Annotated in this window: 21 protein-coding genes; 8 read left to right on the top strand and 13 right to left on the bottom strand. The window is 29.5% G+C overall.

Annotation, left to right across the window (positions count from 1 at the left end; genetic code table 11):
- Positions 1-12 precede the first annotated feature (12 nt).
- Positions 13-399, bottom strand: a complete 387-nt coding sequence (locus EG57_RS0209500; RefSeq protein ID WP_052037813.1) for a MarR family winged helix-turn-helix transcriptional regulator — start codon at positions 397-399, stop codon at positions 13-15.
- 198 nt (positions 400-597) lie between these two features.
- On the opposite strand from EG57_RS0209500, the gene EG57_RS0209495 reads away from it, so the two are divergent.
- Entirely contained in the window at positions 598-951 is a 354-nt protein-coding gene (locus tag EG57_RS0209495) for a winged helix-turn-helix transcriptional regulator (RefSeq protein WP_032076998.1), read from the top strand.
- On the opposite strand, the gene EG57_RS0209490 is transcribed toward EG57_RS0209495, so the two are convergent.
- A complete protein-coding gene (locus EG57_RS0209490) occupies positions 948-1,787 on the bottom strand; it encodes a MerR family transcriptional regulator (protein ID WP_032076997.1) in 840 nt (279 codons plus the stop codon). The genes EG57_RS0209495 and EG57_RS0209490 overlap by 4 nt on opposite strands.
- Before the next feature lie 138 nt (positions 1,788-1,925).
- Between EG57_RS0209490 and EG57_RS0209485 the strand changes: the two genes are divergently transcribed.
- On the top strand, positions 1,926-3,653 hold the full coding sequence (locus EG57_RS0209485) for an ABC transporter ATP-binding protein (RefSeq protein ID WP_032076996.1): 1,728 nt from the start codon (positions 1,926-1,928) through the stop codon (positions 3,651-3,653).
- Complete coding sequence (locus EG57_RS0209480) at positions 3,653-5,485, top strand: ABC transporter ATP-binding protein (protein WP_032076995.1); 1,833 nt, start codon at positions 3,653-3,655, stop codon at positions 5,483-5,485. The genes EG57_RS0209485 and EG57_RS0209480 overlap by 1 nt, the downstream gene beginning before the upstream one ends.
- Positions 5,486-5,632: 147 nt before the next feature.
- Here the strand turns inward: EG57_RS0209480 and EG57_RS0209475 are convergent, their stop codons facing one another.
- Together EG57_RS0209475 and EG57_RS0209470 are read right to left on the bottom strand one after the other, a co-directional pair.
- Positions 5,633-6,961, bottom strand: coding sequence for a sensor histidine kinase (locus EG57_RS0209475; protein WP_032076994.1), 1,329 nt, complete (start codon positions 6,959-6,961; stop codon positions 5,633-5,635).
- Positions 6,954-7,643, bottom strand: a complete 690-nt coding sequence (locus tag EG57_RS0209470) for a response regulator transcription factor (RefSeq protein ID WP_032076993.1) — start codon at positions 7,641-7,643, stop codon at positions 6,954-6,956. The genes EG57_RS0209475 and EG57_RS0209470 overlap by 8 nt, the downstream gene beginning before the upstream one ends.
- Before the next feature lie 163 nt (positions 7,644-7,806).
- Between EG57_RS0209470 and EG57_RS0209465 the strand changes: the two genes are divergently transcribed.
- The gene (locus tag EG57_RS0209465) at positions 7,807-8,517 is read left to right on the top strand and encodes a TVP38/TMEM64 family protein (protein ID WP_032076992.1); all 711 of its coding nucleotides are present in this window, start codon (positions 7,807-7,809) and stop codon (positions 8,515-8,517) included.
- 11 nt (positions 8,518-8,528) lie between these two features.
- The gene (gene pssA / locus EG57_RS0209460; protein WP_032076991.1) at positions 8,529-9,050 is read left to right on the top strand and encodes a CDP-diacylglycerol--serine O-phosphatidyltransferase; all 522 of its coding nucleotides are present in this window, start codon (positions 8,529-8,531) and stop codon (positions 9,048-9,050) included.
- A 212-nt stretch (positions 9,051-9,262) separates the two neighbouring features.
- On the opposite strand, the gene EG57_RS0209455 is transcribed toward pssA, so the two are convergent.
- The 6 genes from EG57_RS0209455 to EG57_RS0209430 all read right to left on the bottom strand — a co-directional run bounded on the left by EG57_RS0209455 (position 9,263) and on the right by EG57_RS0209430 (position 16,784).
- Positions 9,263-10,060, bottom strand: coding sequence for a DUF5714 domain-containing protein (locus EG57_RS0209455; RefSeq protein ID WP_414629344.1), 798 nt, complete (start codon positions 10,058-10,060; stop codon positions 9,263-9,265).
- A 562-nt stretch (positions 10,061-10,622) separates the two neighbouring features.
- On the bottom strand, positions 10,623-11,765 hold the full coding sequence (locus EG57_RS0209450; RefSeq protein WP_032076989.1) for an acyl-CoA dehydrogenase: 1,143 nt from the start codon (positions 11,763-11,765) through the stop codon (positions 10,623-10,625).
- A gap of 58 nt (positions 11,766-11,823) precedes the next feature.
- Positions 11,824-13,251: an FAD-binding oxidoreductase gene (locus EG57_RS0209445; protein ID WP_032076988.1), complete on the bottom strand. Its 1,428-nt coding sequence runs from the start codon at positions 13,249-13,251 to the stop codon at positions 11,824-11,826.
- A gap of 44 nt (positions 13,252-13,295) precedes the next feature.
- The gene (locus EG57_RS0209440) at positions 13,296-14,882 is read right to left on the bottom strand and encodes an L-lactate permease (RefSeq protein WP_032076987.1); all 1,587 of its coding nucleotides are present in this window, start codon (positions 14,880-14,882) and stop codon (positions 13,296-13,298) included.
- A gap of 152 nt (positions 14,883-15,034) precedes the next feature.
- Complete coding sequence (locus tag EG57_RS0209435) at positions 15,035-15,979, bottom strand: electron transfer flavoprotein subunit alpha/FixB family protein (RefSeq protein ID WP_032076986.1); 945 nt, start codon at positions 15,977-15,979, stop codon at positions 15,035-15,037.
- A gap of 19 nt (positions 15,980-15,998) precedes the next feature.
- The gene (locus tag EG57_RS0209430) at positions 15,999-16,784 is read right to left on the bottom strand and encodes an electron transfer flavoprotein subunit beta/FixA family protein (RefSeq protein WP_032076985.1); all 786 of its coding nucleotides are present in this window, start codon (positions 16,782-16,784) and stop codon (positions 15,999-16,001) included.
- 1,042 nt (positions 16,785-17,826) lie between these two features.
- Between EG57_RS0209430 and EG57_RS0209425 the strand changes: the two genes are divergently transcribed.
- Complete coding sequence (locus EG57_RS0209425; RefSeq protein WP_032076984.1) at positions 17,827-18,021, top strand: YwbE family protein; 195 nt, start codon at positions 17,827-17,829, stop codon at positions 18,019-18,021.
- Positions 18,022-18,120: 99 nt separating this feature from the next.
- Here the strand turns inward: EG57_RS0209425 and EG57_RS0209420 are convergent, their stop codons facing one another.
- A complete protein-coding gene (locus EG57_RS0209420) occupies positions 18,121-19,740 on the bottom strand; it encodes a methyltransferase (RefSeq protein ID WP_032076983.1) in 1,620 nt (539 codons plus the stop codon).
- Positions 19,741-19,909: 169 nt separating this feature from the next.
- Between EG57_RS0209420 and EG57_RS0209415 the strand changes: the two genes are divergently transcribed.
- The gene (locus EG57_RS0209415; protein ID WP_032076982.1) at positions 19,910-20,830 is read left to right on the top strand and encodes a tetratricopeptide repeat protein; all 921 of its coding nucleotides are present in this window, start codon (positions 19,910-19,912) and stop codon (positions 20,828-20,830) included.
- A 52-nt stretch (positions 20,831-20,882) separates the two neighbouring features.
- Here the strand turns inward: EG57_RS0209415 and EG57_RS0209410 are convergent, their stop codons facing one another.
- Positions 20,883-21,572: a hypothetical protein gene (locus EG57_RS0209410; RefSeq protein WP_032076981.1), complete on the bottom strand. Its 690-nt coding sequence runs from the start codon at positions 21,570-21,572 to the stop codon at positions 20,883-20,885.
- Between the two features lie 95 nt (positions 21,573-21,667).
- The gene (locus tag EG57_RS0209405; protein WP_032076980.1) at positions 21,668-23,119 is read right to left on the bottom strand and encodes an MFS transporter; all 1,452 of its coding nucleotides are present in this window, start codon (positions 23,117-23,119) and stop codon (positions 21,668-21,670) included.
- A gap of 250 nt (positions 23,120-23,369) precedes the next feature.
- On the opposite strand from EG57_RS0209405, the gene EG57_RS0209400 reads away from it, so the two are divergent.
- On the top strand, positions 23,370-25,397 hold the full coding sequence (locus EG57_RS0209400; protein ID WP_032076979.1) for a methyl-accepting chemotaxis protein: 2,028 nt from the start codon (positions 23,370-23,372) through the stop codon (positions 25,395-25,397).
- The last annotated feature ends 541 nt before the right edge of the window (positions 25,398-25,938 follow it).

Here is a 25,938-nt window from a genome sequence, read left to right as displayed (position 1 = left end):
ATAGTATCCTCCTCAAAAATTTTTTATTTCTTTCCAGTCATTTTCAATATTTTTTCTCATTTTTTTAATTAATTTACTGACCAATTTCTTTTCTTCTTCACTAAAGTTATTAATACAAGCTTGAATATTTCTATTTTCCTCTTCAATAATAAATGTGTATGTTTTTAGTGCTTTTTCCTTTGGATAAAGTCTCCACATCCTTTTATCAATGTCATCTCTTTTTTTCTCTATATATCCTGCTTCAATAAGTTTCTGTATAGCCTTTGTTGTTGTAGTTTTATCTACTTTTAAAAGATTTGATAAGTCAATTTGGTTAGTTCCCTGATTTTCACATATCCTTGTTAAAAAAGTAAATTGTCCTTTTTGCAAATTTATCTCTTTAAATTTCAAGTCACTCATGTAATGAATACACCTTGATAAAGTTCCTAGTTCTCTTAATATGTCACTATCTAAGGTTTTGATAAGTCTTCACCTCCTACAATTATAGTTGAAAGTTCAACTATAATAAATATATATTAGCATATAATAGTTGAACTTTCAACTATTATATGCTATATTTTTAATTAGATAGTTACCATTTGGAGAGAAGGATAAGATATGAACAAACACACTATTGAAAAGTTCCCCAATCAAAGAAAGAGGCAAAAGGATTTTAAATGTTCATTGGGATTTGCCATGACTGTAATCGGCAGCAAGTGGAAGGCCATAATATTATGGCATATATTAAAAACTGATTCTATAAGATACGGAGAACTAAAAAAATCTATTCCTAATATAAGTCACAAAATACTATCTCAAGAATTAAAAAATCTGGAGATGGATGGCCTTATTGAAAGGATTGCTTATGCTACTATTCCACCTAAGGTAGAATATATATCTACAGATAGAGGCAAATCACTAGAAAATATCCTAAATGAACTGTGCCTTTGGGGTAAAAAATATATGGATTAGTTTATGTAGTTCAATTCTTCAACTTGTACAGAAATTTTTGATAAATATTTGTCTGGATTTTTAGTAATTATTTCATCTGATATATTTTCTATATAAACATTTCCACAAGCACTAAGATGGTTTTTCTCTATAAACTTGATTACATTATCAAAAATACTAATATCTTCAGCTAAATAACTATTATCATAGATTATAACATAAAGACCTGCTGGCTTTATGGTCTTTTCTATTAAATCCGTATCTTTCGAAACCTTATAAAAATATCTATACATCCTAACGTTATCAGGAACTAAACTATCATAATCAACATAAACACCTAGGGGGTAACCATATAGTACTTTCTTAGTTTCACAATAATTCAAAAAACTAATAAAATCATCTTCAAAATTATTACAATCATACAAATACTCAGGTCCTAAAAACAGTACTTCTTCTTCGCAATATTCCAATAATATTTCTCCACAGTTGATATTAGATATTACTGGAGCATTATTAATCCTCTGTTCTATAATATAATTCATTTGATTTAATCTATTAAGTTCTTCTAATATTTTTTTCTTCTGATCAGCAATCAAATTAATCAAATTATCTGGAGATACATTTTTCATGTAATTTTTTATTTCCTTTAATGGAATGTCCAAATCTTTTAGAGCAAGAAGAATACTTACCTCATCTAATTGACTATAAGAATAATATCTATATCCATTTTCTTTTACAAATGCAGGTTTTAATATTTCTATTTCATCATAATATATTAAATTTTTTCTACTTATGCCAGCTAATTTAGAAAAAGCACTTATAGATAAATACTTTTTTGAACCCATAAAATCACTCATAAATCACACTTTCTATAACTATTAAGTTATTGATTTTTTCTTCTTTAAATCATTCTATTCATAAAAGTATTGACTGTCAAGTTACTGTACAGTTTATCATATGATCTGTAAATACAATCATAGATAAAGGAGATTATTATGCTAAAACTATTTAAACACTTTAAAACTAACAAAATACTTTTAGTTTCACTATTTATAATCATATTACTGAAAACTATAGGTATATTATATATTCCAACACTAACTGCAAAAATAATAAATAATGGAGTAATAAAGGGTGACATACATTATGTATTAAGAACTGGTGGAATAATGATAAGTGTTGCAATATTTACTGGAGTACTGGCTATACTTTCTACTTATTTATCTGCCAATTTATCAGGAACACTTTCTAGAGATATTAGAATTAAAATGTTTTCTCATGCACAGAAATTATCAATACATGATTTTAAACATTTTTCTACTTCATCTTTAATCACAAGATGTACAAGTGATGTAAATCAAATTGAAAATACAGTAACTATGTTTTTTGAAATGATTATTCCAGTACCTTTCATAACCATAGTAGGAATGTTTTTTGCCTTTTCTAAAGATAAATATATGGCTTTTATAATTTTTATAACAGGAGTAATTTTTATATTATTTAATATACTCATAAGCAAAAAAGTTATAAATTTATCGCTTAAAATGCAAACTGAATTAGATAAAATAAATTCCAGAGTGAGGCAATATATTTCAGGAATAAGAATTATACGTGCTTTTAATCGTGAAAAACATGAAAAAAACTTGATGGATGCTGCATTTACAGATTATGCAAATATTAATATAGAAATGAATAAAATACTAGCTGTAGCTATGCCTGCAATAATGGCTGTAATGAATGTTTGTGCTGTTGCTATTTTATGGTTTGGATCAATTAGAGTAAGCCAAGGAGCTATGCTCATTGGTGATATTATGGCTGTTATTGAATATTCAATAATTATATTTGTATTCTTAGTAATGGCTATAATTGTATTACTTAATGTACCACGTGCCAGTGCATGTTCAAGACGTATATTAGAAGTATTAGAATATGAACCCGAAATAGCAGAAGAAAAAACACCTGAAATTCTTCCACATGGCAAAAAGACTTTAGAATTTAGAAATGTAACATTTTCTTATAAGGATGCTGAAAAACCTGTTCTAAAAAATCTTAATTTTACATGTGAAAATGGTAAAACTACTGCCATCATAGGAGCTACTGGTTCTGGAAAAAGTACTATTGGTAAGCTAATACCAAGACTTCATGAAATACAAGGCGGGGAAATTTTAATAAATGGTGTTAACATAAAGGATCTTTCTCAAAAAACCTTAAGAAATGCAGTAAGTTTTTCACCTCAAAAAGCATTTCTCTTTAGCGGAACCATATCTGACAATATAAGACATGGTAAAAAGGATGCTACTATAGAAGAAATTAAAGATGCTGCCAAATTAGCTCAAGCAGATGAATTTATTGCAGAGCAGAAACATAATTATGATTCCTTTGTAGCACAAGGAGGCAGTAATTTTTCAGGTGGTCAAAGACAAAGGTTATGCATAGCAAGAACTTTAGTTAAAAAAAGTGATATATATGTATTTGATGACAGTTTTTCTGCTTTAGACTATAAAACAGATGCAAAGCTTAGAAAAGCTATAAAACCAAGATTAAAGGATGCCATTGTTATAACCATTGCTCAAAGAATAAGTACAATTATGGATGCAGATCAAATTATAGTTTTAGAAGAAGGAAAAATAGTAGGAATAGGAACTCATAAAGAACTTCTTAAAAATTCCTCTATTTACATGCAAATAGCACAATCTCAATTAAGTAAGGAGGAATTAGCATAATGTATGAAGAAAATACAAATGACCCAATTTCTTTTGACACCGAAATGTCCATAGAAAAAGCTAAAGATACCAAAAAAACTGTAAAAAGATTGATAAAGCTGCTTTTTAAACAAAAATGGAAAATAATTGTTGTAATATTCTTTGCTGTTATAAGTTTAACCTTTACAATGACTGCTCCATTGATTTTTAGTAAAGCTATTAATACCGTTTATGAAGGAATAAAAAATATGTCTTCTACTGGTTCTTTCAATATAGATTTTAACATTATAAAAAAACTTTCGCTATTACTGCTTTTTATATACTTACTATCTTCATTAGCTAACTATATACAGCAGAATATAATGGCTTCAGTATCCCAAACATTAGTATTATCTATAAGAAAAGAAATAAGTAAAAAGTTTTCAAAAATTCCTTTAAAATATTACGATACACATAGTAAAGGTGAAATTTTAAGCAGAATATCAAATGATTTAGAAAAAGTATCTGATACCTTACAATCTGGAATGATGCAGTTCATAACAGCAACACTTACAATTATAGGAGCTGTTATTCTAATGTTTTCAATAAATTGGATATTAGCGTTAATTGCTATTTTTACTATTGTCATGGGAATTATCGCTACTTCAATAATTGGTAAAAAAAGCATCAATTATTTTTCAAACAGACAAGAATCTCTAGGTAAATTTAATGGGCAAATAGAAGAATATTTTACTGGTCAGATGGTGGTAAAAACTTTTAATTTGGAAGATGAAATAATCGATAAAGTTAAAATATCCAATGATAAATTATATATTGATGAAAAAAAAGCTCAATTTATTACCTATGCTATAAATCCTTTAATTCGTTTGATGAATCAAATGGGATATGTAATAATAGCATCTCTTGGTGCAATATTTGTCATTCAAGGAAAGTTGTCAATAGGATTAATTCAAGCCTTTTTCCAATATGTAGATCAAGCCTCAGAACCTCTAACTGAAGCCGCTTATATTTTAAATTCAATGCAAGCAGCTATTGCTTCACTGGAACGTGTATTTGAGATTTTAGATGAAACAGAAGAAAAGGCAGATACTATAAATCATAAGACAATATCAGCACCAAAAGGTAATATAATATTTGAAGATGTAAAGTTTGGATATGGAAAAGACCTTATAATCACAGGAATAGACTTAGACGTAAAAGCAGGTGAAAAAGTTGCTATAGTTGGTCCAACTGGTGCTGGAAAGACTACCTTGATAAATCTTCTTATGAGATTCTATGAATTAAATAGTGGAAAAATTAAAATTGATGGCATAGATATAACTGAACTAAAAAGAAGTCATTTACGTTCTTTATTTGGAATGGTGCTGCAAGATTCCTGGTTGTTTGACGGAAGTATAAAAGATAATATCTCATACAGCAGAGATAGAGCAACAATTTCAGAGGTTAAAGAAGCTGCAAAGCTTGCCAAAGCTGATTATTTTATAAGGACTCTTCCTCATGGCTATGATACAGTTTTAAATGATGAGAATTCTTCAATATCACAAGGACAAAAGCAGCTTTTATGCATTGGCCGTGCTATTTTGGCCAATCCTTATATTTTAATACTTGATGAAGCAACTTCAAGTGTAGATACACGCACAGAATTAGAAATACAACACGCTATGGATAATCTTATGAAAGGGAGAACAAGTTTTATAATAGCACACAGATTATCTACAATTAAAAATGCAGATAAAATACTGGTTATGGATAAAGGAAATATTGTTGAACAAGGAAACCATGATGAATTATTAGCTAAAGGCGGCTTATATAGTGATATATATAATAGTCAATTTACTATAAAAGCTTCTTAAAATAGATTGTCGCACTAAAGAATTTAAATGCAATACATTATACATAAATTCTTTAATGCGGCAACTTAATTTTTATCCCATGTGTACATTTCTAATACCCACACCTGAGTCTAAGAATCTCTTGATTAAACTTATAAATAAAACCAATCATCTATTACTTAGTTTTATAGGTAGTTCAATTTGAATGAAAAAGGTATTCTCCTGTTTTTCAGTTTCAATTTTTCCATTGTGTCCTTCTATAATTTTTTTACATGTTCTTAGTCCTATTCCTGTACTATTTACTGCTTTTAAGTTATTATTTATCTCATTTTCAATATAAATAAATAATAACTTTTTTTGAATATAGTATTTAACTTTAATTGACTCTGATTTATCCGCGTACTTAATAATATTAGAAAAAATATTATCAAAAACTCTACGTATAGAAATTAAATTTATCTCCATAAAAAAAGGTGCATTGCAAGATTCAATTTCAAAATCAAATCCATTGTCTTCTAATATAAAACTTTGCTCCCCTAACAATTGTTCTAAAAGTTCATTTCCATCAAAAGTTTCTAATTCCAAATCATCATCATTAGTATTAAATACTATAAAATATTCAAATAATTTATCAGAAAGATATTTGATCTGATACGCTTTTTCCCTACTGTTATGAATATATTGTTTCAAATTTTCATCTGTCTTATATTTTTTATATTCTATAATATCTAAATATCCCACTAGTGCTGTAAGTGGTGTTCTTAAATCATGTGACATTGCTGTGATCAATTCGCTATTAGCTAAATGTGCTTTGTCCTCACTTTCCAATCTTTCCATAAAGGACTTTCTCATTTCATCAATACCTTGAGCCAAAGAAGAAAGTTCATCATTTCCTTTAATGGTGATCTCATGATTTAAATTGCCACCTTCTAGTATCTTTATTTCATTTTCAAGTATTCCTATATACATTGTCTTTCTTTTTATTAAAATTAACATAATTACTATAAAGCATAAAAATGCAACTGCAGCATCAAAAAAAGCTACAATATAATAATATTTATACTCAAAAAAACATTCCATATAGATTTTTGCATTTACATCATTAAATTTAATGTCACTAAGTGCTTGATCCGAAAAAATTATTGGGCTTTCTTGTAATAGATTGGAACCAGTATCGGGATTATTGATATTGTAACTATAAATTAATCTATTGTCTTTATAAATATAAATATTTACATATTTCTCTTTACGAACCCATTCTGTTATTTTATCATGATCATTTACTGTCAAATTATTATCTGATACATACTTTTTAAAATCGGATATAGCCTGATTTTTTTGATTACTTACAAAAGAAGTTTTATTAAAATAATTATATAATATATTTTCACCTATTGTTGATAGTAAAAAAAAGATACCAACAGCAATAGCAGATGAAAATATTACGCTTAGAATTAATTTGATTTCTAATTTTGTACATATAAATCTCTTATTCAATCCTATACCCCTTTCCCCATACTGTTTTTATATATTTAGGGTTTTGTGGTTCTTTTTCTAACTTCCTTCTCAAATTTCTTATATGTACCATAATGGTATTATTACAAGAATAAAAGTAAGGTTCTTTCCAAACGCTTTCATACAAATTTTGTGCTGAAAATACCTTCTTTCGATTTTGTGCCATAAGCAATAATATTCTATATTCAGTTTCTGTGAGTATAATCTCTTTATTATCCATGAACACTTCATTTGAAGTTGTGTTTATTATTAATCCATCTATATTAATATCTTCATTTGAATTAACTTTCTCTTTTCCTTTATATACATAATACCTTCTAAGCAGTGCTTTAACTCTTGAAACAAGTTCTGTATAAGAAAATGGTTTTGATAGATAATCATCACATCCGGAAGAAAATCCCATACATTTATCTGAATCCTGTGTTTTAGCAGTCAAAAACAGAATAGGAGCACTTGTTTTTTCACGAATTTCCACACATGCTTTAAATCCAGATTTTATAGGCATCATTATATCAAGTATGATCAAATCTATATTTTTATCAACTTTAATTACAGCATCTTCACCATCTACAGCTTCCATAACATTATAACCTTCACTCTCTAATAAAATACGAACTATTTCTCTTATTTCATCATTGTCATCTGCAATCAAAATATTCTTCATAATCATTCACCCTCCATTTAATTATTAGTATATAATTCATTAAACTTAAAATCTACATTATTTAAGCGACTTAAGAATTATTAAGATTTACTATATAAAAATCTTAAGATGTTTCTAATAAAATATTAATTAGTTATAACATATAAGAAAGGATGAAACAATCATGAATAAATCTAAAAAAATTTTCATTTTTAAAATGTTTATGTATTTATTAGGAATTTGTGCAACTGTATTGGTATTAAAATATTTGCCAAATATTATTGAACTGACTATGTCTCTTGATAAATTTAGAAATTATATAGTTTCTCTAGGAAAATTAGGAACTATTGTATTTATCTTTTTTCAGGTACTGCAAACAGTAATTGCTCCAATCCCCGGAGAAGTAATTCAAGTTGCTGGTGGATATATTTATGGTGTATCTTTAGGACTAACTTACACAACAGTAGGTATGCTCTTAGGAGCTATTATAGCCTTTTATTTTACCAGACTCATAGGTGATTCCTTTGTGAAAAAGCTAATGAATAAAAAGAATTCTAAATGGTTAAATGATATTATGGATAATAAAAAATTTTCTATCATTTTATTCATTATTTTCTTTATTCCTGGATTACCAAAAGATTTTTTAATATACGTTGCAGGATTAACTCCTATAAAACCTTTGAAATTTTTTGGTATTTTACTTGTTAGTAGATTTCCATGGCTTTTAGCATCTGTAAGTGTTGGATCAAATCTTCATTATAGAAATTATACATCTACAATAATAATAGGTTCATTTGCTTTAATAGCCTTTATTTTAGGAATAATTTACAAAGACAAAATTATAAACAAGCTTTCACGTAATAACAATTATAAAGAATCTTATAAAATTAGTTAAGAGGTGGTTATATGTTAAAAAATTCTATACCTAATTTACTTACACTTACTAATCTATCATTAGGTATTATCTCAATAGTTGAAACATTTAATAACAATTATTTTTATGCTGCTATATTAATAGTTCTTGCAGCTATTATAGATAGATATGATGGTAAGATTGCTAGGTTTTTAAATGTATCCAATAATCTTGGAAAAGAATTAGATTCCTTAGCAGATTTAGTTTCATTTGGAGTTGCACCAGCCCTTTTAATATTTGTTAAATATTACTTTTTCCATTTAGAATATATGGGTATAATAGGATTTATCATTCCACTACTATATACTATAAGCGGTTGTTATCGATTGGCAAAATACAATTTAAGTGAATTTGATGGCGTTTTTACTGGTATACCTATAACAATTTCAGGTTCATTTATTGCATTGTTTACATTAATTACACCTAATAATGACGTTTTTATGATTTTATCTCTTATGTTATTATCACTTTTTACTTATCTTATGGTATCAAAGCTTAAAATAAAGAAAGTATAATAGCAAATACTAATAGTTTTAATATTTACAAAATCAAAGGTTATATAATAATTAAAAAATGAGTAGTGTAAATCCAGTTTGGTTCTCACTACTCGTTATTTTTTATTTTGCAAAGTATGTATAAATCCACTGAAGCTTTTCAAATAAGATTATGAAATTTACTTCAATATGTTTTGTTAATACCGTTCTCCATTACTTTTTATATTAGGATTTTAACGGTTTTCGTTAATATTGAAATATTGACATTTAGCTTCCCTACAGCCATGAGGATGACGGGAACTGTAAGTGCAGATAATTACTTCACTATTTGAAGGCAAAGATACATTTAAGTATTCTTTTGCAGCTTTAATACTCTCATCAATTGCAGTTCTGACAAAGTTCTTGCAGCAGCAAGGACCAGTTTCATCAGCAATTTTATTAATAATTCTTGCAACTACTTTCATGGTCACAGCTGTTTCTTGGTCTTTAGGACAAGCTGCACCTAAAATAACACTAAAACATGCACCAATTGCTGGTGCAATTCCACATACACCTGTTAATCCACAATATCCCCCAATTGCTTGCCTCTTAGTTCTTATTAATGCTTCAACAATCTGTTCATCCGTAACTTTAACAATTCCATTATTCTTTATTGCTGCCATCAAAGAACTTGCTGCTATCCAAGCATTTTCACATCCAAGCATTGGAACATTATCCTTATTCATCAGATATTCAGCAATTTCAAATGGATTCAATTTTTTACTTTTTAAAACATAATCCTTTATATTATCAAAAAGGTCTTTACCATGACATTCATCACAAACATAGTGTCCATTTTCACAAAAAATGTTACCAACCTCTTTTTTACCACATAGAATACAAGTTAATTCTCTTCCAGAATTGAAATACTCTAATTTCCCTCCACAAATTTTACAATTTTCAGTGTTGGAGTTAGTGTGCTCACTAGCACCAGCAGCATCCCCTCAACAGCTAGAAACAGTTCTATTATTCTTCTTTTGAACTAAATCCACCTCGAAACCTCCTCATTTTTTAATAACTTCTTATAAACTATGCCTTTTATATATAAATTTTAGCACTACACTCTTTACCTGTAAATGAATAACTCAACTTTCCCAGCTTAAGCACTATACAACACTCCTTAAACTATGTGGACGCTTGAATTATCACTAAACCTACTATACATTAAATCTATGTATACCAAGCCACCATAATAGCTGTATAGTGACTATAGCAACCAAATATGCTGAAAAGCTTCCACCTAATGACAGCATTGATAATGAGGGATATATGTTTTTAAAAATGGAAAGCACATACAAAAACTTTTAATTATTCTAAAATACTAAGTTAAGAATAATTAAAAAGTTTTTATATGTGCTGAGATTTGGCAACATTTGCCGGAGTATAAGTTGAATATCAGTGGTGTATATATATCCAAAGCATAAAACTAACCCATACTCCTTTTATATAATATTCTAAATATATAGCAATTTAATATATGGTAATCTAATGAATTTTAGATCTACGCCCGTTATCGGTGCACAGTCAATATTCATGATAAATGATATGTGTTAACTATTTAACACCCATCCATCCTGAAATTACCATCATTTGAACTTCTGATGTTCCTTCATAAATTTCTGTTATTTTTGCATCACGCATCATTCTTTCAATTGGATAATCACTTGAATATCCATATCCACCGAATAATTGTAAGCAACGTCTTGTTACATCACTAGCATTTCTAGAGGCAACTAATTTTGCCATAGCAGCTAAATGTGTATATGGTTGATTATCATCCTTTGCACATGCAGCTTGATATACTAAAAGCTTTGCAGCTTCTGTATTTGCACGCATTTGAGCAAGTTCGAATTGTGTATTCTGGAATTTTGAAAGAGTACGTCCAAATTGAACACGTTCATTTACATATTTTATAGTTTCTTCTATTGCGCCTTCTGCAATACCAAGAGCTTGTGAAGCAATACCAATACGACCTCCATCAAGAGTTGCCATTGCAATTTTAAATCCTTTACCTTCTTGTCCTAAAAGATTTTCCTTTGGAACTATGCAATTATCAAAGAATAATTCACAAGTAGAAGATGCTCTTATTCCCATTTTCATTTCATGGTTTCCAACAGAGAATCCTGGGAAATCTTTTTCAACGATAAATGCTGAAATACCTCTTGTTCCTTTTGTTTTATCTGTCATAGCAAGAACAATATATACATCTGCGAATCCTGCATTAGTAATGAAAATTTTACTACCATTTAATACATAGTGGTCACCTTCAAGTACTGCTGTTGTCTTTTGCATAGAAGCATCAGTTCCAGCGCAAGGTTCTGTTAATGCAAAGGCACCTAATTTTTCACCAGAAGCAAGTGGTTTTAAATATTTTTCCTTTTGCTCGTCAGTACCATATGCGTAAATAGGTCCTGAACCAAGACTTGTATGTGCTGAAACGATGGTACTTGTTGTTGCACAACATTTAGCTAATTCTTCTACACATTGCATATAGCTTAATGTATCCATGCCTGCTCCACCATATTCTTCAGGATATGGAATTCCAAGCAATCCCATTTCAGCCATTTTTGCTACATTTTCCTTTGGGAATCTCATAGTTTCATCAATTTCTTTTGCAATTGGTTTTACCTCTTTTTGTGCAAAATCGCGGTACATTTGTTGTAATTGTTCATGATTTTCATCTTGTTTAAAATTCATATTAATTTCCTACCTTTCTTTCTATGTGCATATAATTTTGCTTTATTAATTATTATTACTATTTATCTAATGAGTAGCATACCTTACCTGGATTCATGATATAGTTCGGATCAAAAGCTTTTTTAATACCTTTCATTAACTCCATATTTATGCTTCCAACACTATCTGCTAAATAGCTAATTTTTCCACTACCAATTCCATGTTCTCCTGAAACAAGACCACCACAATCTGTTGCTTCTTTATAGATGATCTTAAAGAATTTATCAACTCTTGTTTTAAATTCTGACTCTTCTAAGTCATTACTACATTGGTATATATGAAGATTTCCATCTCCTGCATGTCCAAAACTCTTAATAGTTAATCCACATTCTTCACCAGTTTTATTTACAAAATTAAGATAAGAAGCTATCTTATTTACTGGAACTACAACATCACATTCATCTAATAATTTTGTTTCTGCCATAATTGCGTCTAAGAAGCTAGAACGTGCAGCCCATGCATCCTTCATTTTTGCAGGTGTATCTGCTACAAGAACATCAATTGCTCCTGCTTCTAAAACTATTTCACTTGCCTGTTCAATAAGATTATTTAATTCATCTTCACTACTTGCATCTATAGTAACAAGTAAGTATGCATTTGCAGTTACTCCATCAACTACTTGTGGGAATACACTCTTTCCAACATATCTTTCACTAGATAATACAATTTCTCTTTCCATAAATTCTAATGCTTGTGGATTCATGTGCTCCATTTTAAATTTAGGAACAGTAGCAATACAATCATCTAAATTTTCAAAAGGAATAATTAAACTTGCAGCTACCTTTGGTGCTGGCATAGTTTTCAAAGTAATCTCTGTAATTATTCCAAGAGTACCTTCTGAACCAATCATTAAATTCAAAAGGCTATATCCTGAACTTGTTTTTGATACTGAAGCTCCAAAGTTTGTAATTTCTCCTGTTGGAAGTACAACTGTCATTGCACGTACATAATCACGAGTTGCGCCATATTTAACTGCTCTCATTCCACCAGCATTTGTTGAAACATTTCCACCTAGACAAGCAGATTTTTCACCAGGGTCTGGAGCATATAATAGTCCATGTTTTGTACAATCCTCTGCAAGATCCTTTAATAGAACACCAGCTTGAACACGAACAACAAAGTTTTCCATGTCATAAGAAAGTATTTTATTCATCTTTGAAATATCAATCAGAACCCCTCCGAGTAGTGGAACTGCTCCTCCTGCAAGTCCTGTTCCTGCTCCTCTTGGAGTTACTGGTATTTTATTTTCATTACATATTTTTACTACTGCAGCAACTTCTTCTGTAGAATGTGCCGTTAATACAACTTGTGGAGCCTTCTTTCCATAAATAGGCATTTCATCATGACAATAATCTTCATTTATATCATCACCTAGCAAAATATGTCCTGGAGCTGCCTCCTTAAGTTTTGAAATTAATTCTTCTGTCAATTCATTGTACTTGGCCATAATAATCCTTCCCTTCTAATTTTTTCTTACATATTATTAAAAGTTTATATCAATGTTCCTACAAAACATACGATGCCGGCAATAACTACATAGATCATAAAATATTTAAACACACTTCCTAAAATCTTACTTTCTGAACCAGATTGATTAACTGCAGTTACACCAATTGCAATACTTTGAGGACAAATCATCTTTCCTATACCTGCTCCAAGAACATTGGCTGCTGCCATCCATGATGCAGAAAGTCCAAGATTTTGAGCTGTTTTTGCTTGTAATCCTCCAAATAAAACACAAGTTGATGTACCTGAACCTGTAACAAATGCTCCAATAGCTCCAATTAATGGTGAAATCAATGGATATGCTCTGCCTGTAACTACAACTAAAAGACTTGCAATATCTGCAATCATTCCACTATAGCCCATTACCTTTGCTACTGCCATAACTGCGCAAATTGTAGCCATTGCTTTCCAATTTGCTTTTAATGTAGCAATCAATACGTCGAACATGGTTGATGCTTTTGCACCTTGAATAATACCACCAATAATTGCAGCAATAAAGATGATAACACCTGGTGTATTGATCCAACTAAAAGTCAATTTACCTCCGCCTTTACCAGCATATACAATGGCAATGGTTTTGTATTTTGCAATTAAATGATTAATTGCTGGGCATAAAGTTGATGTAATTATTAGCATTACGAATATTAAAATAAATGGACTCCATGCTTGTAATGCTTTGCCAAATGATATAGCTTCTCCTTTACCCTGAGCTACTGCTGAAGCTGTTTCTTCTTTAGTTATTTTTGAAGTTGTTTCTTCCTTAGTTAGAATGCTGTACTCATCTTCAGGTTTTTTATTAAAGGCTTTTGCTGCAATAACTGTACATGCCATACAGCAAATAGAACCTACTATATTTGGTAATTCAGCTCCAACTGCTACTGCTGTAACATACCAAGGTAGTACAAATGCTAGTGCTGAAATTAATGTAATAAGAAATGCTCCTTTTAATGCCTTTATTCCACCACCTACGATACATACCATAATAAATGGACTAATAAAAGCAAGAATTACTTCAATCATTGCTGTATTTGCTGCTAATGTATGAGATGTAATTCCTGTTACTGATGAAAGTGTTACTAGTGGTATTCCAACTGATCCAAATGCAGTTGGTGTACTGTTAGCAACTAAACAAGCTACAACTGCTGCAAATGGATTTAATCCAACGCCAGCAAGCATAGATGCTGGAATAGCAACGGCTGTGCCAAACCCTGCCATACCTTCCATGAAATTACCGAATCCCCATCCAATAATTAACACTAAAACTCTCTTGTCAATAGAAACTCCAGCCAACATTTTCTTTATGGATTCCATTGCACCTGTACGTAAAGTCAAATTATACGTAAACAAAGCTGCAACAATAACCAAACAAATTGGCCACAAAGCATTTAGTAATCCTTCTAATACTGCTGATGCAGTATAAATAACATTTAATTTCCAAAAACCAATAGCTAAAATCACTGTAAGAACAAGTGCAATAGAACAAGCTTTATGACCTGGCATTTTTAATTTACTCAATGCCACTATAAGCCAGATAATTGGTAATATAGCTAATAAAAATTTAAAAAATAACATTTTCTTTTCCCCTTATTCAATTTTTATGGTATTACCTTATAATTAGTACTACCATTTATATTTTAATCATATAACTTTTCCCTTATTATTTAACATTGTTTCCCATAGATTGTATTTTAGTAATTTATTCCTAGCCCAAGAAATAAAAAATTTTATTTTGCTTCTTCTTTTACTTTCTTCATTTCTTCAATCATAACTGGAAGAATTTCATTTACATTTCCAACAATACTTACATCAGCAATTTCAAAAATTGGAGCTTCTTCATCTTTATTAATTGCCACAATATAATTAGAACCTGACATACCAGATGTATGTTGAGTTGCTCCAGAAATTCCACATGCAATATAAAGTTTTGGTGCTACAATCTTTCCTGATTGTCCAACTTGATGTGCACGAGAAATCCATCCATCTTCAATTGGTGGCCTTGTGGCACCTACCACACCGCCAAGTACATTTGCTAATTCTTCAACAAGTTTGAAATTTTCTACATTTCCCATTCCACGTCCGCCAGAAACAATAACTTCTGCTTCTTCCAAATTAACAGCTTCAGAAATTTCTTTTACCTTATCAATAATTTTTGCTTTAATAGCGCCTGCTGGAATTTTCATCTTTTTCTCAGTAACAACTGCCTTAGAAGCTTCTTCAGGTTTTGAAAAACTTCCGCTTCTAACTGTAACTACTGCAGTACCATCTACTTCCATATGTTCTAAAACTGTACCACCATAAGCTGGTCTAGTGTATATAACTTTGCCATTATCTTTATTAATCCCTATTACATCGCTGACACATCCTAAGCCCATACGTCCTGCAATACGAGGTGCAACATCCTTAGCCATTGCTGTATTTGATAGTAAAACAATGTCTGGATTTTGTTCCTTGACCATTTCTGATAATATTTCTGTCAAAGTATCACAATCTGCAGCAGCATCTATAAAAATAACTGGAATTCCCAAAGCAGCTGCTGTATCAGCTGATGTTTTGCTGCCTACTATAAGGGCTGTTCCTTCTGCATCTAATGCTTTTGCTGCACTAATCAATTCAAGGCTTCCACCTAAAACTTTTTCTCCATCTGTTTCCATAAACAATAATGCTTTCATACTTTTATTCCCCCCTTAATTAGATTGCCTTATCCTTTTTCATTTGTTCTAAAGCAGTACTTACTGCCAATGTAACATCTTTCTCTTGAATTTTGATACCAGCTTCTCTCTTAGGAGGTTCAACATATTCAATACAATTTACCTTTGCTTGTTTTACCTCTCCAATTTCTGCAGCTGAATAAGTTGGAATAACTGCTTTACGACTTGCCATCTTAGTTTTAATGGTAGGATAACGCGGATCATAATTTGGTTTACTTATTGTTATTACCGCTGGAGAATCTAAAGAAACTACATTATACCCTTCTTCAGTTTCTTGATGAACCTTCATAACATTCTCTTCTAGATCAATTTCAATTGTGCTGCTTACGAAGCCTGTCCCTAGTTCTTCAGCAAGCATTGCTCCTACTTGACCTGTAATTTCATCTGTAGATTCTTTTCCACAAAGAATCAAATCAAATTTCATATCTTTGTCTTTTTCAATCTTATGAATTGCATCTGCTAAGACATGAGCTGTACCAAGAGCATCTAAATCTGCATATAAGTCATCTTTTATAAAAAATGCTTCCTTTGCTCCTACTGCAAGACAATTTTTTAACGTATTCAAAGAATCCTCTGCTCCAACAGTTAATACACTGACATTTCCTCCATGCGCTTCCATAAAGCGAACGGCTAATTCCAATGCATATGTGTCAAATGCATTGGCTACCGAAGTAACCCCATTTAAATTAGGTTTTTTCACCTTATCATCCAAATGAATTTCAACAGAATCATCTGGAACCTGTTTTACGCATACTAGAATCTGCATAACTTTCATCCCCTTTACCTTTTAGTATATACTTACCATAAATCTAAAAAATTTATTACATAAAATTCACTTTATTTTTTAATATTTATCTATCTTTTTATAAATACTGCATCTTTCTTTTGGCCATCATTAGTATATAATTCTCTTAAAGTTCCTGAATTTAGTATCTTTAAGGCTTTAGCTCTATTAATCCTAACTAGCCTGGTTTTTCATCTTTTACAAGCGTTATATTTTTTAATTTCATGTTCATTCCTCCCCTAAATATAAATGATTTGTTAGCAAAATCAACTTAATTTAACATACTTTTAGGATCAAATGCTAACTTAATATTTTTCATTAATTCTACATAATTTTTCTCATATGTTTTTATGCAGCTTAGTGGTAATATAGTATTATGGTCATACCACTAAGTTAATACTTTTGAGAAACCCAATATAGTCAAAACTACAAAATATATAAGTGCTTATAAAAAACGTTTACAATGACTATATAAGACTTCATTAAAATGTTATCCGCCTTATCATTGCTAATTCAAAAACTCTACTGCTTCAATTAAAACTTTGAAGCAAATTATTATAAACAAAGCAGTAACCACACATCAATTTTTTTAAAACTGGCAGTATGGTATGACCACTTAACACTTTTAATGTTAGCATAATATTCTCAAAATTACCATAATAGTTATTTTATTAACATAAAAAGATGAGTTATGTAAATTCATGAAAACATTGTATAAACAACCTTTTAATTCCATTATTTTCTCTAATAAAAAAAAATATTTTTTCTTATCAGATACTTCTGAAAAGTTAATTCTTGTTATTTTTTTAACACACCTGTCTTTAGTAAGATTCTTTATTTTATCACTATTATTCCCATTAACTAAAATTACAAGAAAATTAGTCTTAACAAATAAAATAGCATAAATTTTAAGTTAACAAGTTTCACTTAATATAAAAATAGTGTTATAATCTATCCATGATAAAATTAAAGGCAAAAGTCAATATATTAACTAAAGAATATCTTATAATAAGGAGATTAAAAAATGAACGGACAGAAAAGAGAAGATGTTTATTCTGGAAGAGTTGTAGACATAGTACTTAAGAAAGATCAACCTACAGGAAAATTAACAAGAGGAGTTGTAAAAGATATCCTTACAAACTCTAAATTTCACCCAAGAGGGATTAAAGTAAGATTACAGGATGGCAAAATTGGCAGAGTACAGTCTATAATAGAATAATTTTTCTTCTTAGCAGACAGAGGCCTCCAGTTTAGTATATCTATTTAGAAAATATAGAAGGTAGATTGTATATACAATTCACCTTCTAATATAAATTAATTATAAAACCCTTATTACAAACACGTGAGGAATCAAGCCGCCACTTTCCATCTTTATAGTGTCAATAATCTTAAGATACTTATTATCTATCAAACTTTCCTTAAGTAAATTTTTTTCTACTGTATAAAGAAATACCATTCCCCCTTGTCTTACAATACTAGGAATCCTATTTACAAATTCACTATACAATCTAGTGTTAAAGCTGCTAACTCCTGACTTACTTTCAAAAGGCATATTTGATATCATCTCATCGAAACGATCTCTTGAGTAGAATTCTAATATATCTTCACATTTTAATTCTATTTTAACATTAGCTATGTAAGAATTTACTTCTGCATATGCAATACCTGTGTTAAATATATCAACTCCTGTCAAGCTTTTAAAATCTTTTAATTTAGCTCTTTCAATTAGCATAGTTCCTGCACCACAAAACGGATCTATAACTTTAGCATTAGGTTTTAGCCATTTTTCTATATTTTTCATTACAATAGCTGCAGTTACAGGATTTATAGATGCAGCTAGCGATTTTTCTCTATAATCAAATCTATTATCATTTAATGTATATAGCTTGATGAATGCACTACATAAATTGTTTTTCTCAACTATCCTAATCTCAATTTCATAAGAGGAAGGGCTGTTTTTTAAATTTCCACCTGAAATTTCATCTAGTTCTCTAGATAAGTTTTTTACAAACTCCGATCTTTCCCTGCTGTGATCTGTAGTTTTAAATTCAACTCTATACCAAAATGGGTTGTTACTATCTCCTGCATGACACTGATTTAAAAAGCTTATAATATTTGTCTTTATAATTTTATCCGCTACTACCTTATAATTAAGTTCAAGATTACTACAAGATTCTAAAGGAAAGAGAAGTTCATAAAAAGTTCTACATTCGTAGACTTTTTTTAAATCCTTTTCTTCAATATATATACCTTCAGTCACAGTTGTGCCTTTAATTGATTTTTCTTTAAGATCCATTAAAGTAATTTGAAAATGATCATTCATAGTTGTTAATATCATAGGTACAGGATTCTTAAAGCCTGTAAATTCATGAGGCTTTGGAGGAGATAATTTAGCTATAGCCCTTGTAAGTGCACGTTTTTCTTCATTTATGTGCTTCTCATCCTTTACAGCCAAATTTTTATCTTTTGGAGATTTTTCTTTAATTATTAATTCTTCAAATATTGACTTAAGCTTTTCTGCATCCAAAATTCCACCACAATTTCCTATTGCAAGTACATATGATGATTTTACAAATAGCTGTTCCTCTGAACCATATGCACTATATAAAGCCTCTAAATATTTTGAATCACCCATTTCACCAATAATTCCACATACATTCTTTCTAACTTTGGGATCTGAATGTTTCAGAAGGTCACTAAGCTTTTGTTTGGAATGCCCCACAGTTCTTTTAAATATACCTCTAGGTTTCTCTTTCTTTATAATATCTCTTATAACAGAAAGTACTGCTCTTGGATTATCTTGATTTAAGGCTTCTGACCACAACAACGGCATTGCATTATTATAATTCCTTGAAAGTTTATCTATTATTTCAGCTCTCTGCCTATCATCAGCATTTTTTAGATCTTCTATTAATTTTGTATAATTTATCTCTTTCATTTAATTCACCTCTTATGCTTCAATTTAACAACCTTCACTATCTTCTAGTCCTAATAAAGTATACCACAAGATTATATAAATGCTATAATTAAAGAACTGGATTAAAATTGTTGAATGCTAATAATTTTAACTATTCAAATTAAAATAATTTAATAGAAAGAGTGTATTTATGAAGGATGATATGCAAATTAATAAATATTTAGAAAAAGCAGAAGAAGCTTTTGAGAAAAACAAATTGATTAAGGCACTAAATTTATATAATAGAGCTTATGAACTTTCAAACGGTGAAGATATAGATGCAATAATTAATTTAGCTTTAATATATGATTTTTTAGGAAAATCAGAGAAAGCCAAAGATTATTATAAGGAAGCTTTAAGCATAGATAACTATGAAGAAAGAGCTTATTACGGTTTAGCTACAATATATGATGAAGAAGAAAATTATGAAGAAGCTATAAAGTTATATAATAAAGCTATTTATATAAATCCAAATTATCATAAAGCTTATTTTTTCTTAGCTAATGTTTATGATGTATCTGAAAAAAAAGCTTTAGCAATAGAAACTTATGAAAAATTGTTAAGCCTAAATCCTATGGATTTTTGGGCAAATTTAAACCTAGGATGCATTTATGAAGAAAGAAATGAAAATGGTGCTGCCTATAAGAAGTTTTCAAAAGCTTTAAGGATAGATCCTAATAATTATTTAGCTTTGTTCAATATGGGAGTAATTTATTATAAGTTTAATATGATAGAAAAAGCAATTAACTTCTATGAAAGAGCAATTGAAAAAAATAAGAGTTATGAATACAGTTATTTAAATTTAGCTGTAATCTATAAATATGCAGATACAAAAAAAGGCATAGAAGTTTTATCTAGTGGAATTAATAATTGCAGTGAAACACATTTTTTATATTATAACAGAAGTTGTTTTTATGCCTTGATTGGTGAAGAAAATAGGGCTTGTGAAGATATAATTATGGCTTTAAAGCTGTATCCTGAGTTCTTGAAATACATTTTGGAAGATGAAGAATTGGAAAATATAAAAAAGTCAAATTCATTTAAAGAATTTGTAGCTAAATACAGTTTATAAATTTAAAGGGCTCATACTTTTAATAAGTATGAGTCTGCCACATTTAAAATGCCTAATTTATTCCAATTTTTTTCTTTTCATAATCACTAAATTTTTCTATTGCTACTATTGGTTTTAAGCTCCTAAATTCATATTCCTCTAATGGCATATCTTTAAGAACCTCTATAACTTCCTCAAAATTGTCCTCTAAATTTAATTTTTTCTCAGCTAAAAATTCTTCAAGGGAAAAGTTCTCCCATTCAATCCATCTAACATAATTGGTGCGCTCATTTATATAATTTTTAAATTCATCATATTTTTGTACCTTTTTTACTACTTCAGCACAAATAAAAAAGTTGCACACATAGCTTCTATATTTCTCAGGCAGCATACATCCTATTCCTTGATTTACAAATGGACATGCTCTAAAGAAAATAGATTTATCCTTTAGAGAAACATCATATACATGCTCGGTTTTAATATATCTTGTGTACCCTATTTCATCAAAATACCCTTTTGCATGAATATAATAATTATAAATTTTTACTTTGGGAAGTCTTACAATACTATTCAATATTTTTAATCCATCTTCCTCTTTTGCCATTTTATGAATTTCATACAGTGTAAATTTAGGAAAATACCAGCAGCATCCTCTATTTTTTATTGAACATAAGCTCTTTCCAAAAACACTTTGACAATCACTACAAGAACTACAACTATACTGAGGACTGCCTTGATTAACTTTTAAATCAATTTTAACCATATTAGCCTCCTATTAAGTCATGAAATAATATTTCTACTTTAAATATTACCACATTTTTAATTGTTTAGCCAAATTAAGTTATTAAATCAATATATTTACTTATTTGTCCTTTTAGTTGTACCTTTTATTAGCGATGTTACAATAGCAGCAAATGCTATTGCAGCACCTACTGTATATGCAAGATGAAGAGCTCCAGTAAAGGCTTGAACCTTTATTTCATTAGCATTTAATCCTTTTGTTGAGAGAGTTCTAAGTAAGTAATTTTGATGAGTACTAAAAATTGCACCAGATATTGCTATTCCTAGTACCATTCCTATATTTCTCATAGTAGCAAGTATACTTGAAGCAATACCTCTTCTATTGTTTGCAACACTGCCCATTATAGCACTGTTGTTAGGAGTCTGAAATAAGCCAGTACCTAAACCTGTAATCATAAGGGCCATAGCAATATAACTATGGGAAGATCCAATTTTTAAATTACTTAAAAGGTAGATGCCAAATGAGGCTATAGCCATACCTAATGCACTGATATATCTACTATCTATTCTATCAGAAATAGCACCACTTATAGGAGCTATAAACATAGTAGTAAGAGGCATAGGTATCATTAAGAATCCTGCCTTTGATGGCGGAAGTCCTCTTAATTGCTGTAGATAAAAAGGCATAATTAATATTACCGAGAATTGTGCTATAAAGCTTAAAAGTGCTGATAAATTACTCATGGAAAAAAGCTTGTTTTTAAACATGCTTAAATCCATCATAGGATATTGTGCTTTCTTTTCTACAAAAATAAAAAGCCCAAGTAGCATTATTCCTCCAATAAGTGAAGTTATTATATAAGGATTTTCCCATCCGTAGGTTTCAGTATAGCTTAGTGGAAGAAGTATAGTAATTAATGATGCAAAAATTAGTACAGAACCTTTTATATCAAATGGCTGCTTATCAATAATTGTACTTTTAGGAATAACTTTTTCAGCAAAAAAACAACCAAATATTCCAATAGGTATATTAATATAGAAAATACTCTCCCATCCTAAAAGAGAAGTTAAAATACCTCCTATAACCGGACCTGTGGCAAGCGCAATTGAAACAGAAACAGCTATTATACCTAAAGACTTTCCACGTTCTTCTGAAGGCGTAATATTTGTAATAATAGCAGAACTCATGGACATAAGCATCCCTGCTCCTATTGCTTGAATAATACGTGAAATGATTAAAATAATTATATTTGGTGATATTCCACATAAAAAAGATCCTAAAGTAAAAATTATAAATCCTCTAACATAAACTTTTTTATGTCCATACATATCTCCCATTCGTCCATATGTAATGAGCAGACTACTTATTATAAGAAGATAAGACATTACAACCCATTCAATAGTTGAAAGATTTGTATTAAAGTGAGCGCTTATATTAGGTAATGCTATGTTTACTACACTGGAATCTAATGCAGACATAAAAGTACCTAGTGCAACTGCAGCAATAGCAAGCTTTCTTTTATGATTCGATAATTGTAAAGATGTTTTTTCATCAGTTGTTTTTCCCATATTCAGCATTTCCTCCTTACCATTGAAAATTTCCTTTAAAAATTATATCACACCAAATACTTTGAAGATACAGTAAATATATGAATGTTCTTTTTATACTCTTCATTATATAAAAGAAATGTTAACAAATCGTTAACGTATCGCAGAGGTTATTACAAAAATTCATCAAATATAGTACTATAATATTAATATTTTGATAAATATACCTATGAAAAAATATAAAATTATCAAATTAAGGAGGCAATGCTGTATGAATAGTATAAAAAACAGAATAACCTTTTCAATGCTGTTATTAATTGTTTTATTATTATTTTGTTCATCTACTGGAAGTTATTTAATATCCAAAAACATACTTATAAATCAATATAGTAATAAAATGAGCATATCATCTGAAAAATATTCTGAAATTGTAAATGGATGGCTTGATAAAGAAACCATAAAATTTAAAGATATTGTTGATAATATGTATGATAACAATATAATAGATGACAATAATAAATTAACAGGTTATTTTAAGCAAAAACTTAAAGCAAATCCTAATATTTCAGATTTATATATGGGATTTACAAATAAAACTCACATAGATGGATCAGGATGGATTCCTCCAGCAGATTTTGATCCTACAAAAAGAGATTGGTACAAAAATGCCCTTTCAAAAAATGGAGTGGTCTATGTGCCTTATTATGATCTGGTAACTAAGAAAATGGTTGTATCAATATCTACCACTGTATCAAAAGATGGAGTACTACTAGGCGTAGTTTCCGAAGATATAAAAATGGACTCCATCACAAATGTAATAGAAAAAGCAAAACCAATTGAAAATAGCTATGGTTATTTAATTGATGATAGAAATAATGTATTAGTCCATCCTTATAAAGATTTAAAGCCTGAAAAAGACAAGCTTAAAAGTTTATATGACTTTAAGGGTGGAAAATACAAAACTATTACAGAAAAAAATGGACAAATCATAAATATGGATGATTATGATGGAATAAACAAATACTTTTCGGCATCTAAGGTCAATGCATCCAATTGGACTGTTGGATTTGCAGTTCCTAAAAGTGAATTTACAAAAGACCTTCGTTCTCTTATAGCATTAAACCTAATTATATTAATTATATGCATAGCTGCAGCTATTATATTTTCAAGATACATTGCCATAATAATATCAAGACCTATAGATAATATAAGATATGTAATATCACAAATAGGAAAATTAAATTTCAACTATAATACAGATAAATTAGATAGTGTTATTAATAATCAAGATGAATTAGCGGATATAGCATGTGATATACAATCACTTTCCAAAACTTTAACTTCTGTAGTTCAAACTATAAAAAACAGTTCCTATGATATTCTTGAGTATTCAAATAGTATATTACATGCATTAAGTGAATCCTCAACATCAATTGAAGAAGTTTCAAAAACAGCTGAAGAAATGGCTAGTGACTCAGTTTTACAAACAGTTGAAGCAAATAAAGGAAATGAAAAATTAAATGATTTATCTGCTGAAATAAATAATATAACAAGTAATGCAAATAAATTCAAAGAACATTTTTCAAATGTAAAAAGTATAAACGACACTGGAATATTGAAGATAAAATCATTAAATTTAAAACTAAATGATAATAATAAAACCGTTTTGGAAGCCACAAGGAGTATAAATGATCTTGCCGAAAAGTCCAAATCCATAGTTAAAATAGTAGATGAAATAAAGTCAGTATCAGATCAAACTAACTTGCTTGCATTAAATGCAGCTATTGAAGCTGCAAGAGCAGGTGAAGCAGGAAAAGGATTTTCAGTGGTAGCAGGAGAAGTTAGATTACTTTCAGAAGAAACCAAAAAATCTGTAAGCAATATTTCCAAAGTGGTAAATGAAATACGAGAAGAAATAGAAATGGTATTAAAGAATATTGAATGTGTAGCCAAAACTAATACCGAAGTCAATGAGAGCATGAAAAAATCCAATGAATCATTTGATATAATGAAAAAATCCATGGATGAAATGATTTTAACCATAGATGCTTTGGTTGAAAAAATTAATGAAGTTGATGCAGACAAAAATTCAGTTGTAAAGTCAATAGAAAATATATCCTTCATTTCAGAAAAGTCCTCTGAAGGGAGTCAGGAATTAGCAGCTTCAGTTGAAGAACAAAATAATTCAATTGAAAACATAAATGTGAGCATGCAGAAGCTCAATGGTATATCTGAAAAACTTGATGATATAGTTAGTAAGTTTAAGCTAAGTGATAATAATAAGCATATTGCGACATAAGGGTGCAGTGGAAGTTTGGATTTTAACTTTTATTCCGTGATATATGGTAAGTGGTTTTAGTAAGTCAAAATTATATTTATAATCACAACTATAATGCTTAAAAATTAAGGCGTAGCTTGCTGCTAGACTAATATATTTCATTTAAAAGCAACTTGCTTTCTACATATATAGAAATACTTTAAAAGAAATTTATTATTTAAGTTGTTGAAAAATATAACATAAAAAAACATGCAAGTATCTCATGAATGTAATAATCAACAAATTTATTATTTTTTCAGGCTCCGTCATAGAATATTATTAAAACAGCTAAAATATGCATAAATTGGATAATAAGTATTATAAAATCTGAGTTTTCTATTGAGAATCATGTAATAATGTATTATATGTATACGCAATGCACTGAGAAGTAAATTTCAACTGTATGGAGACTGATATATGCTGTGAAGGAAGATTCGAACGAATTTTAGAAGTTCTTTGCTTAAGATATTGAAAAATTTCGTAATTTTTGCCAGGACGGCAAAAGCTCCGAAAGCGACAGGAC

Origin of the sequence: Clostridium drakei, assembly GCF_000633595.2 — a bacterium.
Taxonomy (GTDB): domain Bacteria; phylum Bacillota; class Clostridia; order Clostridiales; family Clostridiaceae; genus Clostridium_AM; species Clostridium_AM drakei.
The sequence above is the reverse complement of the archived record's forward strand: the minus strand, read 5'-3'. Positions and strand labels throughout refer to the sequence as shown.